We start from the raw sequence: 13,223 nt of genomic DNA, 5'->3' as shown, positions 1-13,223 counted from the left end.
GTTATGAACAGAGAATTTGATTTTGATGACATTGGGAAACGGATGCCTTATAAAACGCCTGAATCTTTCTTTGAAGACAACCGGCGCAGGATATTAAAGCATACGTGTGGAGAGGAGCGTCGTGTGAAGAATAGGTTGCATATTATCATTCCGACTGTATTGGCCGCCGCTGCGCTATTGGCCGGATTGTTATTCATGCCACTGAATCCGGGGGGAAATGAAGTACCTGCCACATCACCTACTCTTGTGCTGATGGCGGGAACAGAGTCTGCTAACTCGGATGCGATGGATCATTTTATAGAGAGTCTGTCGGATGAGGAACTACAGGAGCTTGCCGAACTATCGGAAACTGATATATTTTTATTTTAATAGATAATTTAAAAAGAAGGAGAACAAATGATGAAAACAAGAATTATTTTTATGCTTTTGGCTGTTGTTGCTATGTGTAACCAGTCTGCTTTTGCACAAGAGAAAAAACGTCCGGATAGAGAACAGATTCAAGCCATGCAATGTAATCAGGTAGTGAAAGCTTTGATGCTCGATGATGCTACTGCTGCTAAATTCGTTCCTGTGTATCAGAAATATCTGAAGGAGTTGAGTGAGGTACGTATGGAGAATGCCCGCAAACCCAAAGTGAAGGATGCGGCTGCTACACAGTCGGCTCCAAAGGCTATCCCTACGGATGCGGAAGTAGAAAAAGCGATTAAAGATCGTTTTACACAGAGCCGTAAGTTGCTGGATATACGTGAGAAGTATTATAATGAATTTCGCAAGATACTTTCTCCTAAACAGATAATGAAGATTTATCAATTAGAGAAAGGGAATGCACATAAATTTCAGAAAGAATGGAAAAAACGCCAGGGACAAAAACAGGGACAACGGCCGGAAGCAAAGAAGGGTAATATGCATCGTGGCAACAACAATGTGAAGTCGCAGAAATAAGCTCTATTTGTGATGAATAACAAGAATGTACACTTTTGTCTGTCAAGAGTGTACATTTTTGCTATATATAAGTGTACATTCTTGTATGACAAAAGTGTACATTCTTTTGTCTATTGATTATCAATGTGTTATATCTTTGGTTTGAGACGCGTATAGCTTTGCTTTTATTGCATGTAGGCAAGGCGTAGTCTCCAAACAGGATGAACCATTTCTTTATTTATTGGTTCATTCAGTATAATATAAAGTATCAATTTATGACTCAGATAAAAATTAAGCGAGTATATGAAGAGCCTGCCGATACAGATGGATATCGCGTTTTGGTAGATCGCCTTTGGCCTCGGGGGATGAAAAAAGAGTATTTGAAATACGATGTCTGGGAGAAAGACATTACTCCTTCTCCGGATTTGCGTAAATGGTTTCACGGAGATATTGCCGGACATTGGAAAGAGTTTGCAGCAATGTATGAAAAGGAACTGGAGGGCTCTGCTGCCGTAAAGGAGTTTCTTACAAAAATAGTATCTTATAAAGTTGTTACTTTACTGTATGCTTCCAAAGAACCTGTATATAATCATGCTCGTATTTTACAACAATATTTAGAGACACACCTTAAGTAATAGTTACTTATTATCGTTTTTTTGCTATTTTTGCCCTTCGGGGCGTTAGTGTTTTTTGCTTTTCAGTTGTATTATATACTGTAAGAGGCCACGCTTTTGTCTTCTTAAAACTAATATGTATTGAAACATTTCAAAAAAACGAATAGATATGAAACTTATTTCTGCACTAATCGGATGCTCTTTGTTACTGGGAATGGCCGCTTGTACTCAGACATCTACATCGCAAGACTACACGGATTTTGTAAATCCCTTTATCGGTACCGGAGGACACGGACACACTTATCCGGGAGCGGTGGTTCCCAATGGCATGATTCAACCGAGTCCGGATACACGTATTTATCAGTGGGATGCCTGTTCGGGCTATTATTACAATGATTCTACCATCAATGGATTTTCGCATACTCATCTTAGCGGTACGGGTTGTGGCGATTATGGTGATGTACTACTGATGCCTACTGTTGGCAAACAGGATTATCACGCTATGGGTTCGGAAAGCCAGCAGATGGCCTATGCATCGGCTTTCTCACATCAGAATGAAACGGCTCAACCGGGGTATTATTCTGTAGTGCTGGACCGGTACAATGTGAAAGCCGAACTTACGGCAACTAAACGCGCAGCCATTCATCGTTATACTTTTCCACAATCTGATGAATCGGGTTTTATTCTCGATTTAGACTATAGCCTGCAACGCCAGAAGAATGAAGAAATGGAGTTGGAGGTAATCAGCGATACGGAAATATGCGGACGTAAGAAAACGGTTTACTGGGCTTTTGATCAGTATATCAATTTCTATGCAAAATTCTCTAAACCATTTACCTATACAATGGTGACTGATTCTATGGTGCTCGACGAAGGTGGCCCTTTACTGCCTACTGCTAAAGTTTTGCTGCACTTTAATACCAAAGCCGGTGAAGAGGTGTATGTGAAAGTGGGTATCTCGGCTGTTGATGTAGAGGGGGCGCGCAAGAATGTAGAAGCTGAGATTCCCGAATGGGATTTTAATGGTGTTCGTAAGGCAGCCCGTGCTTCCTGGAATAACTATCTTGCAAAGATAGATATTGATACCGATAATAAGGATCAGAAAACGATGTTCTATACCGCTCTTTATCATACCGGTATGCAGCCCAACCTCTTCACTGATGTAGACGGCCGTTATCTGGGTATGGATCTGAAAGCTCATCAGGGCAGTGTAAACGAACCGATGTATACTGTATTTTCTTTGTGGGATACGTTCCGTGCTTATCATCCGTTGATGACCATTATTGATCCCGATTTGAACGAAGCATTCATCCGATCTCTTATCCAAAAGCAACGTGAAGGTGGCGTATTCCCTATGTGGGAGTTGGCTGGTAACTATACCGGTACGATGATTGGTTATCATGCAGTGCCTGTCATTGTGGATGCTTATATGAAAGGATATCATAACTTTGATGTAAATGAGGCTTATAAAGCCTGTTTACGTGTGGCTGAGTATGATACGGCAGGGATTAAGTGTCCTCCGTTGGTACTGCCTCACCTGATGCCGCAGGCCAAATACTGGAAGAATAAAATTGGGTATGTACCTTGCGATAAAGACAATGAGGCTGTGGCTAAGGCATTGGAATACGCTTACAACGACTGGTGTATCTCTGCATTTGCCGAGAGCCTTGGAGATGCTGCCAATCATGAGAAATATGCCAAATTTGCCGAAGGATACAAAACCTATTTTGATCCGTCCACACGTTTTATGCGCGGACTTGACAGTAAGGGCAATTGGCGTACACCGTTTAATCCCCGCTCTTCTACACACCGCAACGATGATTATTGTGAAGGAACAGCCTGGCAGTGGACCTGGTTCGTACCTCACCAGATTGACGGATTGGTTGAACTGATGGGGGGCCGCGAAGGCTTCATCAGCAAACTCGATTCATTGTTTACAGTAAGTTCTGTTTTGGAAGGTGAAAATACTTCAGCTGATATCTCCGGCCTGATCGGGCAATATGCTCATGGCAATGAGCCCAGTCACCACATTATTCATATGTATAACTACGTAGGTCAGCCTTATAGAACGCAGGAACTTGTAGACAGCGTATTGCAAACGTTGTATTTCAATGATCCGGATGGCCTTTCGGGCAATGAAGACTGTGGACAGATGTCTGCATGGTATATACTCAATGCGATGGGATTCTACCAGGTATGTCCCGGGAAACCAGTGTATTCTATCGGTCGCCCTCTTTTCAACAAAGCTACGGTGAATTTGAAAGATGGTAAGAAATTTACGGTTATAGCTAAAAACAATAGTCGTGAGAATAAGTACATTCAGTCTATCGTGTTGAATGGAAAACTGCTGGATGAACCTTTCTTTACACATCAGGATATTGTAGATGGTGGCACATTAGAATTAACAATGGGGAAGGTAATAAAAAAATAAAAATTAAGAAATAAAAGAAGGGCTGCGCTGTAGGTTGAGAGAACAACTACAGTGCAGCCCTTTTTTTTCCTTCCCTCTCTTTCCCATTAATTTTTAATTTTCAACTTTCAACTTTCAATTTTCAATTAAATAATCCTACCTTTGCTGTCGGAACCCCAAAACCAATAAGTTATGAAGTATAAATTATTAGTTCTTGATGTAGACGGAACGTTGCTCAATAGTGAAAAGGAAATCAGTAAACGTACCCTTGCTGCTTTATTGAAAGTGCAGCAGATGGGAGTACGTATCGTATTGGCTTCCGGCAGACCTACATATGGCCTTATGCCCCTTGCCATGAAACTGGAACTTGGAAACTATGGAGGCTTTATTCTGTCTTATAATGGTGGGCAGATTATCAATGCGCAAAATGGTGAACTCCTGTTTGAGCGTAGGATAAACCCTGAGATGTTGCCTTATCTGGAAAAGAAAGCCCGTAAAAACGGTTTCGCTATCTTTACTTATCATGACGACACTATTATTACCGATTCACCCGAAAATGAACACATACGCCAGGAAGCTGAGCTTAATGGCCTGAAGATAATCCCGGAAACGGAATTTTCAATTGCAGTAGACTTTGCTCCCTGCAAATGTATGCTTGTCAGTGATGATGAAGAAGCCCTTGTGGGACTTGAAGAGCACTGGCGCAAACGACTGAACGGTGCGTTGGACGTATTCCGTTCCGAACCCTACTTCCTCGAAGTAGTTCCTTGTTCTATCGATAAAGCGAACACATTGGGAGCTTTGCTCGAAACACTGAATATCAGTTCAGAAGAAGTTATCGCTATTGGTGATGGCGTTTGCGATGTTTCCATGATACAGTCTGCCGGATTGGGGATTGCTATGGGTAATGCGCAGGATTCAGTAAAGGTATGTGCTGATAGAATCACCGCTTCTAATGATGAGGATGGGGTAGCGATAGCTGTGGAACAAGCAATTCTTTCAGAAATACGTCCGGCAGAAGTTCCTTTGGACGAACTGAATCAACGGGCTCGTCATGCTTTGATGGGAAACCTGGGTATTCAATATACTTATGCCTCTGAGGATAGGGTAGAAGCTACTATGCCGGTAGACGAACGTACCCGTCAGCCATTCGGTATCCTCCATGGAGGGGCAACGCTGGCGCTGGCCGAAACAGTGGCAGGACTCGGTTCGATGATACTCTGTAAACCCGACGAAATAGTAGTGGGTATGCAAGTCAGTGGAAATCATATATCCTCTGCTCACGAAGGAGATACGGTGAGAGCTGTGGGAACGATTGTTCATAAAGGACGCTCTTCGCATGTGTGGAATGTAGATGTATTTACGTCTACAGCCAAGTTGGTGTCTTCAATACGGGTGGTAAATAGTGTATTGAAAAAGGGATGATTAGCACAGGAGAACAGGAAGCCTATATCCTCGTGGATCGTTTTATTGAGACTGGAGTACCTTTTGCCATGTATCGCATACCGGGAGAGAAGGTTATCCATTTGATGGTACAACTAAAAAGTGAAGTAAGTCTGTTTAATGATATAGAAGAGTTGAATGGACGGAGTGGCTTTGTGATAGCCCCTTTTCGGATAGGTAAGAATACACCGATTGTGTTGCTGAGGCCGGATGAAGTATGTGAAATAGAGTTTGACTCAACGAAAGAATGTTCGGATGACATAAAGCCGGATTGTTATAGTCCGGTAGCGGAACGGACGCCAAAGTCTGTTCATTATGCACCATTTACGGACAAATATGCCGATTGTTTTGATATCTTCATCAAGGCATTGCGTCAAAAGCAGTTCGATAAGTTGGTGCTTTCCCGTAATCAGAAACTGGACGTTCCATCGAAATTCTCACCGGCAGCTGCTTTCCATGAAGCTTGTAGGAGGTATCTGTATTCATATGTCTATTTATGCTATACTCCGCAGACCGGGGCGTGGCTGGGCAGTACTCCGGAGATTATTCTTGCAGGAGAAAAAAATGAATGGGGCACGGTAGCGCTGGCTGGTACACAATCTCTTCAGAATGGAAAGTTACCGCAGGAATGGGATGATAAGAATCGGGAAGAACAGGAGTATGTTGCTTCTTATATTCGGAGTCAGCTTCTTGCTTTTAATGTCCAACCCGAGGAATCCGGTCCTTATCCGGCATTTGCCGGGGCACTGTCTCATTTAAAGACTGATTTCCATTTCTCATTGCCAGATAGCAATAGACTGGGAGATCTGCTTAAACTATTGCATCCCACACCAGCCGTTTGCGGACTTCCCAAAGAAAAGGCATATCAGTTTATTCAGGATAATGAGAAGTACGACCGCCGGTATTACTCTGGTTTCATTGGTACATTGAATCCCGGTGGAAAGACTGATTTGTATGTTAATTTGCGTTGTATGAATATAAGCTCAGAACAATTGACTCTCTATGCCGGTGGCGGATTACTCGCTTCTTCCGAATTGGAGGACGAATGGCTGGAGACGGAAAAGAAAATGCAAACAATGCTTAATCTAATTGACAGTTGACAATTGACAGTGGGCTGCGCTATGATACTGCATAGCAACTGTCAATTGTCAATTGTCAACTGTCAATTAAACAACTTTCAACTAAATAAAGTGTATACAGATAAGAAGAATATTCTCCAATTGGTGGCGTTGCTCGAAGCACATGGAGTGACGAAGATCGTATTGTGTCCGGGGAGTCGTAATATTCCCCTTGTTCATACCCTGTCCACCCATCCTTCCTTTAAGTGTTATTCTGTAACGGACGAGCGTAGTGCCGGTTTTTTCGCTATTGGGTTAGCTCTGAATGGTGGAGCGCCTGCTGCCGTATGTTGTACTTCCGGTACAGCTTTGCTCAATCTGCATCCGGCTGTAGCCGAAGCTTTTTATCAGAATGTTCCTTTGGTTGTCATCTCTGCCGACAGACCTGCTGCCTGGATAGGGCAGATGGATGGACAGACTTTACCACAACCGGGTGTTTTTGGCACGTTGGTGAAGAAATCAGTTAACCTTCCGGAAATCTATACGGATGAAGACGAGTGGTATTGTAATCGTCTGGTTAACGAAGCATTGCTGGAGACACATCATCATGGCAAAGGACCGGTACATATTAATGTCCCTGTCACTGAACCGATATTCCGTTTCACTACTGAGACACTTCCTGAAGTACGTGTTATCACCCGTTATCAGGGTTTGAATATTTATGACCGGGATTATAACGATCTTATCCAACGGCTCAATCAATATCAAAAGCGTATGATTATTGTCGGACAGATGAATCTGATTTATTTGTTCGAAAAGAAATATTCCAAACTGCTTTACAAGCATTTTGCCTGGCTGACAGAGCATATTGGAAACCAGACTATTCCCGGTATTCCTGTGAAGAACTTCGATGTGGCACTTTATGCTATGGACGAAGAGACGCAAGAAAAAATGGTGCCGGAGTTGTTGATTACTTATGGCGGACACGTTGTATCCAAGCGTTTAAAGAAATTTTTGCGGAATAATCCTCCGAAGGAACATTGGCATGTTTCTCCTGATGGAGAGATAGTGGACCTTTATGGTTCATTGACAACAGTGATAGAAATGGACCCTTTTGAATTTCTTGAAAAGATTGCATTTTTACTTGAAAACAAAACGCCTCAATATCCTTTGCTGTGGGAAAACTTCTGTAAGGCATTGCCACAACCCGAGTTACCTTACTCGGAAATGTCTGCAATCGGAGCATTGATAAAAGCATTACCCGAACAGTGTGCGCTTCATTTAGCTAACAGTTCGACTGTGCGTTATGCCCAGTTGTTCACTGTTCCTGCAACGGTAGAAGTTTGTTGTAATCGGGGGACGAGTGGTATTGAAGGTTCCTTATCCACCGCTGTTGGCTATGCTGCAGCTTCGGACAAGTTAAACTTTGTGGTCATTGGCGATCTTAGCTTTTTCTACGATATGAATGCTTTGTGGAATGGAAATTTTGGTGCGAATCTGCGTATTCTTTTGTTGAATAATGGAGGAGGAGAAATTTTCCATACGTTGCCGGGATTGGAAATGTCGGGTACATCGCACAAATTTATTACTGCCGTTCATAAGACATCTGCCAAAGGATGGGCGGAAGACCGCGGTTTCCTTTATCAGAAAGTGGAGGATGAGGTGCAACTAGAAGAAGCAATGCAATTGTTTACACAACCGGAGCCTATGACGCAACCGGTATTGGTAGAGGTCTTTACCAATAAGAATAAAGATGCAAGAATTCTGAAAGACTTCTATCATCAGGCTGCCGGACGCGAAAGTGCACCGAATAAAGAGAACAAATAAATAGTACTCAAATTTTATTCATAGTTATGGCAGCGTTTTATTGAAACGCAAATAATCGCATATTAGATGGTTTGCTGTATTTGAGGGACGATATTCTTTGCGTGAATTTGCGATAATCTGCGTTTCAATGATACGATCATTTAATTAGGATACAGTACTTAAATTTATAAAAAAGAAGAATATGTCAGAAAGAAAATGGGAAACAATCAAAGAATACGAAGATATTCTTTTTGATTACTATAACGGCATTGCCCGTATTACTATTAATCGCGAACGTTATCGTAACGCATTCACACCTACTACTACCGGCGAAATGAGTGATGCTATGCGTATTTGCCGTGAAGAAGCCTGTATCAGTGTAGTTGTGATTACCGGGGCAGGCGATAAAGCTTTTTGTAGCGGTGGCGATCAGAATGTAAAAGGTCGCGGAGGTTATATTGGAAAGGATGGGGTACCTCGTTTGAGTGTATTGGATGTACAGAAGCAAATTAGGAGTATCCCTAAACCTGTTATTGCTGCTGTAAATGGTTTTGCTATTGGTGGTGGACATGTGCTCCATGTGGTGTGTGATCTTAGTATTGCGTCAGAGAATGCTATCTTCGGACAGACAGGACCTCGTGTAGGTAGCTTCGATGCAGGCTTTGGGTCCTCATATCTTGCCCGCGTGGTAGGACAGAAAAAGGCACGTGAAATCTGGTTCCTTTGCCGTAAGTATAATGCACAGGAAGCACTTGATATGGGATTGGTGAATAAAGTAGTACCTTTAGAGCAGCTTGAAGATGAATATGTTCAGTGGGCAGAAGAGATGATGCAGCTCAGTCCGCTTGCTCTTCGTATGATTAAAGCCGGATTGAATGCCGAGCTCGACGGACAGGCAGGTATTCAGGAGTTGGCGGGTGATGCAACAATGCTGTATTATATGACTGATGAGGCTCAGGAAGGAAAAAATGCTTTTCTTGAAAAGCGTAAACCTGATTTTAAACAATATCCCAAATTGCCATAATAAAGAAGATTGGTTTTCTTTAAGAGTAAATGCTATGTACGATATAAAGATTCATCCTCATAAGCTTTATTTTAAGCAGCCGGCAGGTACATCACGAGGTACTTACGTTACCCGTGATGTATGGTATCTACATCTTACTTCTGATATATATCCCGATAGGGTAGGTATTGGTGAGTGTGCTCCGCTTCCTAAACTGAGTTGTGATGATATCCCTGATTATGAATCTGTTTTATCCCGAATCTGTAACCGTGTAGTTACCGAAGGGACTTTTTCGGTGGAAGAACTTCGGGAGTATCCTTCTATTCTCTTTGGACTTGAAACAGCTTTCCGTCATCTGGAGGCAGGGAGTTTTGCACTTTGGAATACGCCTTTTTCACGTGAAGAAGCCGGAATTCCTATTAATGGTCTTATCTGGATGGGCGATTACAAAAAAATGCTTGAACAGATTGAAATGAAGATGCAAACAGGATTCCGTTGTATCAAATTAAAAATAGGTGCTATCAATTTTGAGGAAGAACTGACTTTATTACGTTTTATTCGTTCTCATTTCTCTGCAAAGGAAATTGAGCTTCGTGTGGATGCTAACGGTGCTTTTTCTCCGGTTGATGCAATGGATAAATTAAGCCGTTTGGCAGAGCTTGACCTACATTCCATAGAACAACCTATTCGTGCCGGACAATGGGAGGAAATGGCGCGTCTTACTGAGACCAGCCCTTTACCTATCGCATTGGATGAAGAGTTAATCGGAATCAATGCTTCAGAAAATAAGCGGCGTTTGCTTGAACAGATCCGGCCTCAGTATATTATCTTGAAACCATCTCTTCATGGAGGCATTGCCGGCGGTAACGAATGGATCCGTTTGGCTGAGGAGCTGACAATCGGCTGGTGGATAACTTCTGCTCTCGAATCTAATATTGGATTGAATGCCATTGCTCATTGGTGTGCTACATTTAATAATCCTTTGCCACAGGGACTTGGTACCGGTGCCTTGTTCGCTAATAATATAGAGATGCCTCTTGAAGTAAGGAAAGATTGCTTGTGGTATTCTGTAACACGTTAATTATTGATTTGTCATGCAACTGAATAGATGTGAGCAGAGTTTGACATTAGAAGGCAAAAAGTACTCTCGGGAAGAAATAGCGCATCTGATTAGCAATGCTTCAGAAGCGACTTCTCCTTTTTTGCTTGATTTATATCATTTTCTTGCTGATTGGTTTAATGACTCCCCTTTTATAGAAGTCCATACTTCCGGGTCTACCGGGACGCCCAAAGTGCTAATGGTTCGTAAAGAACAGATGATGCAAAGTGCCCGTTTGACTTGTGAGTTTCTGAATCTTAATATAAATGATACTGTTTTGCTCTGCATGCCTTTACAGTATATTGCTGGTAAAATGGTAGTGGTTCGTGCATTGGTGGCTGGTTTAAATCTTATATTACGTACTCCTTCCGGGCATCCGTTGGCCGATATAGATATGCCTCTCCGTTTTACTGCAATGGTCCCTTTGCAGGTTTTTAATACTTTGCAGGTACCACAAGAGAAAGAACGTCTTAGCCGCACAGATATACTTATTATAGGTGGAGGTGCTATTGATGTAGCTCTTGAGGCAGAGATACGTTCATTGCCCGGAGAAGTTTATTCTACTTATGGCATGACAGAAACACTTTCACATATTGCTTTACGCCGGTTAAATGGCATTTCTGCCTCTTTACATTATCAGCCATTTTCTTCAGTTGAGCTTTCATTATCTCCGGAAAATACATTAATAATAAAGGCACCCTTGGTTTGTGACGAAGTGTTGGTTACCAATGATGTGGCACAACTTTATCCGGATGGTAGTTTTATAATCATTGGAAGGAAGGATAATATAATTAACAGTGGCGGGATTAAGGTACAGGCAGAAGTAGTGGAGGGATTATTGAAACCTCTTATTACAGTTCCTTTTGCAATAACTTCCATTCCTGATTTAAAGTTGGGACAGGCGGTGGTACTTCTGTTGGAAGAAGGGGAGGATACTGATATGCTAAAAGAAAAGATTCATTCTATATTGCCCAAATATCAATGTCCCAGGCAAATTTTTACAGTTTCTCATCTTCCACTTACAGGTAGTGGAAAGATAGACCGTGCCAACTGTCGTTTGCTGGCTGAAAAGATGTTATGTTTATAGGCTTTTTCTGCCTTATAATGATCGGAAATAATATATGCAAATCAAGAGCGGTAAGTAGTCTTTTAATTCTATGCGTAAAATCTTTAGAGCCTGACCAATTCGGTAATTAACAGTCTGTGGAGAAACTTTCAATTTGAGTGCAATTTCTTTGTGAGTGAGATGGTATTTCCTGTTTAATTCATAAGCCTCCCGAAATTCGGCAGGTAGTTTTGCTAATGCTTTATCATAAAGTGAGAACAATTCATTCCCTAAATAAAAGTCAGGACTTATGAATTCTTTCTCATATTTATCGGCTATTTCTTGGTGGACTTTTCGTTTGATTTCATGATGGGTTATACGGTTTAAAGCCTTATTTTTCACTATGGTAAAAAGCAAGGTTTTTAGTGTAAGTTCTGCGATCAGGCTTAAACGGTTCTCCCACAGCCACATCATGGTGTCTTGTACGATTTCTTCTGATTCAATTAGGGAAACATATTGAGAACAAAACGCACACAACCCTCGAAAATAATAACGATATACCTCTTCAAAGACCTGTTCGTCACTGTCTCTCAATGCGGCAATTACGGTGCTATTATCATTTATATCTAAAGGTTTAGTAAAGTTCCCCATTTTTTCATTAAATATACAACAAACATACTTATAATTTTCTCATTCTCAAAATGAATCATTAAATAATATTTTTTTTTCTGTTTCATTTAGTATCTTTGTTCCCACAACTGTATTACCTACGACAATAGTATATATTAGGTATAAAGATTGAACATGATGGATGAAATGAAATTGCTGAGCTACTTCAATGGAGAGCTCAGTGAAGAGGAAGTTTTACAAGTAGAGACTTGGTCCAGAGCTTCTGTAGAAAACCGAAAGCTACTTGAACAAATATATTATACAGCATTTGTCGGGGATCGCGTTGCTGTGATGAATTCAGTTGATGTAGAAGGTTCTCTAAAGAAGTTAAAAGTCGCTATGAAGTCCAAAGAGAATGCAGTTAAGAAGCATCGGTCTATTGGATGGAGGCGTTATGCTGTTCCGTTAGCTGCTTTTCTCACTGGAATTGTATTTACTATTGGCTTTTCTTATTTGGCATTAAATAAAACGTCGAATTATATTGTGGCGACAACAGCCGGACAACGTGCACAGTTTGTGTTGCCGGATGGTTCTAAGGTGTGGTTGAATGCCTCTACTCAGTTAGCTTATAAATCTTCTTTATGGAGTCGGGAGCGCCAGGTTAATCTTACGGGTGAAGCCTATTTTGAGGTGGCACGTGATGAACATGCTCCTTTTATTGTAAAAAGCAAAAATATAAAAACGCAGGTATTGGGTACGAAGTTTAATGTGCGTGCTCGTGCTGCAGAAGAGAAGGTTGTTGCTACTTTGCTGAAAGGTTCTATTCGTGTTGATTTACCTCGGGAAAATAATGAAGGTTTCATTTTAAAACCAGGACAGATTCTTAATGTGAATACTTCGACTCTGCAGGCAGAGCTTACAGAATCTTCTTCGGCCCGGGATGTACTTTTATGGATACAAGGAAAACTTGCTTTTGAGCAAGCTACTTGTTTAGAAATGACGCGATGTCTTGAACAGCACTTTGACGTTCATTTCTATTTTAAAGATGAACAATTAAAAAAAGAACGTTTTACCTGTGAGTTCCGTACGGATGATAATATAGAAGATATTCTCTCTGTATTATCATTAACCAAACGTTTTCAGTATAAAATAGACGGAAATAAGATATATTTATCTGCCGGGAAATAAAAACAGATAAATTATAGATACTCATCA

General features: G+C 41.4%; 12 protein-coding genes. 11 read left to right on the top strand and 1 reads right to left on the bottom strand.

The genetic code is table 11. From position 1 onward, the window contains the following. Window positions 1-3 precede the first annotated feature (3 nt). The 10 genes from VCM39_RS15025 to VCM39_RS14980 all read left to right on the top strand — a co-directional run bounded on the left by VCM39_RS15025 (window position 4) and on the right by VCM39_RS14980 (window position 11,441). Complete coding sequence (locus tag VCM39_RS15025; protein WP_221650849.1) at window positions 4-369, top strand: hypothetical protein; 366 nt, start codon at window positions 4-6, stop codon at window positions 367-369. A gap of 27 nt (window positions 370-396) precedes the next feature. After that, window positions 397-942 carry a hypothetical protein gene (locus VCM39_RS15020; protein WP_221650848.1) on the top strand — a complete coding sequence of 182 codons (546 nt, stop codon included), beginning with the start codon at window positions 397-399 and terminating at the stop codon, window positions 940-942. A 254-nt stretch (window positions 943-1,196) separates the two neighbouring features. After that, on the top strand, window positions 1,197-1,556 hold the full coding sequence (locus VCM39_RS15015) for a DUF488 domain-containing protein (protein WP_322932943.1): 360 nt from the start codon (window positions 1,197-1,199) through the stop codon (window positions 1,554-1,556). A 148-nt stretch (window positions 1,557-1,704) separates the two neighbouring features. Continuing rightward, window positions 1,705-3,966 carry a GH92 family glycosyl hydrolase gene (locus tag VCM39_RS15010; protein ID WP_322932944.1) on the top strand — a complete coding sequence of 754 codons (2,262 nt, stop codon included), beginning with the start codon at window positions 1,705-1,707 and terminating at the stop codon, window positions 3,964-3,966. A gap of 171 nt (window positions 3,967-4,137) precedes the next feature. Then, window positions 4,138-5,370 (top strand): Cof-type HAD-IIB family hydrolase, encoded by a 1,233-nt coding sequence (locus VCM39_RS15005; RefSeq protein ID WP_221650845.1) that lies wholly within the window; start codon window positions 4,138-4,140, stop codon window positions 5,368-5,370. After that, window positions 5,367-6,488: an isochorismate synthase gene (locus VCM39_RS15000; protein ID WP_322932945.1), complete on the top strand. Its 1,122-nt coding sequence runs from the start codon at window positions 5,367-5,369 to the stop codon at window positions 6,486-6,488. The genes VCM39_RS15005 and VCM39_RS15000 overlap by 4 nt, the downstream gene beginning before the upstream one ends. 90 nt (window positions 6,489-6,578) lie before the next feature. Continuing rightward, window positions 6,579-8,273, top strand: a complete 1,695-nt coding sequence (gene menD / locus VCM39_RS14995; RefSeq protein WP_322932946.1) for a 2-succinyl-5-enolpyruvyl-6-hydroxy-3-cyclohexene-1-carboxylic-acid synthase — start codon at window positions 6,579-6,581, stop codon at window positions 8,271-8,273. A 181-nt stretch (window positions 8,274-8,454) separates the two neighbouring features. Next, on the top strand, window positions 8,455-9,276 hold the full coding sequence (gene menB / locus VCM39_RS14990; RefSeq protein ID WP_221650842.1) for a 1,4-dihydroxy-2-naphthoyl-CoA synthase: 822 nt from the start codon (window positions 8,455-8,457) through the stop codon (window positions 9,274-9,276). 34 nt (window positions 9,277-9,310) lie between these two features. Then, the gene (locus VCM39_RS14985) at window positions 9,311-10,336 is read left to right on the top strand and encodes an o-succinylbenzoate synthase (protein ID WP_322932947.1); all 1,026 of its coding nucleotides are present in this window, start codon (window positions 9,311-9,313) and stop codon (window positions 10,334-10,336) included. A 13-nt stretch (window positions 10,337-10,349) separates the two neighbouring features. Beyond that, window positions 10,350-11,441, top strand: a complete 1,092-nt coding sequence (locus VCM39_RS14980) for an AMP-binding protein (RefSeq protein ID WP_322932948.1) — start codon at window positions 10,350-10,352, stop codon at window positions 11,439-11,441. Window positions 11,442-11,453: 12 nt separating this feature from the next. Here VCM39_RS14980 and VCM39_RS14975 read toward each other — a convergent pair whose 3' ends face one another. Beyond that, on the bottom strand, window positions 11,454-12,050 hold the full coding sequence (locus VCM39_RS14975; RefSeq protein WP_221650839.1) for an RNA polymerase sigma-70 factor: 597 nt from the start codon (window positions 12,048-12,050) through the stop codon (window positions 11,454-11,456). 156 nt (window positions 12,051-12,206) lie between these two features. Between VCM39_RS14975 and VCM39_RS14970 the strand changes: the two genes are divergently transcribed. After that, window positions 12,207-13,196, top strand: a complete 990-nt coding sequence (locus VCM39_RS14970) for a FecR family protein (RefSeq protein ID WP_323673988.1) — start codon at window positions 12,207-12,209, stop codon at window positions 13,194-13,196. Window positions 13,197-13,223 lie beyond the last annotated feature (27 nt).

The organism is Bacteroides mucinivorans (assembly GCF_034654355.2).
GTDB lineage: Bacteria > Bacteroidota > Bacteroidia > Bacteroidales > Bacteroidaceae > Bacteroides > Bacteroides nordii.
Note: the sequence above shows the minus strand (reverse complement) of the source record. Positions and strands in the feature narration are given on the sequence as shown.

Excerpts from the sequence above, each read along its gene's own strand:
- VCM39_RS15025 (WP_221650849.1), top strand. The coding sequence starts at position 4 with ATGAACAGAGAATTTGATTTTGATGACATTGGGAAACGGATGCCTTAT.
- VCM39_RS15020 (WP_221650848.1), top strand. The coding sequence starts at position 397 with ATGATGAAAACAAGAATTATTTTTATGCTTTTGGCTGTTGTTGCTATG.
- VCM39_RS15015 (WP_322932943.1), top strand. The coding sequence starts at position 1,197 with ATGACTCAGATAAAAATTAAGCGAGTATATGAAGAGCCTGCCGATACA.
- VCM39_RS15010 (WP_322932944.1), top strand. The coding sequence starts at position 1,705 with ATGAAACTTATTTCTGCACTAATCGGATGCTCTTTGTTACTGGGAATG.
- VCM39_RS15005 (WP_221650845.1), top strand. The coding sequence starts at position 4,138 with ATGAAGTATAAATTATTAGTTCTTGATGTAGACGGAACGTTGCTCAAT.
- VCM39_RS15000 (WP_322932945.1), top strand. The coding sequence starts at position 5,367 with ATGATTAGCACAGGAGAACAGGAAGCCTATATCCTCGTGGATCGTTTT.
- menB (WP_221650842.1), top strand. The coding sequence starts at position 8,455 with ATGTCAGAAAGAAAATGGGAAACAATCAAAGAATACGAAGATATTCTT.
- VCM39_RS14985 (WP_322932947.1), top strand. The coding sequence starts at position 9,311 with ATGTACGATATAAAGATTCATCCTCATAAGCTTTATTTTAAGCAGCCG.
- VCM39_RS14980 (WP_322932948.1), top strand. The coding sequence starts at position 10,350 with ATGCAACTGAATAGATGTGAGCAGAGTTTGACATTAGAAGGCAAAAAG.
- VCM39_RS14975 (WP_221650839.1), bottom strand. The coding sequence starts at position 12,050 with ATGGGGAACTTTACTAAACCTTTAGATATAAATGATAATAGCACCGTA.
- VCM39_RS14970 (WP_323673988.1), top strand. The coding sequence starts at position 12,207 with ATGGATGAAATGAAATTGCTGAGCTACTTCAATGGAGAGCTCAGTGAA.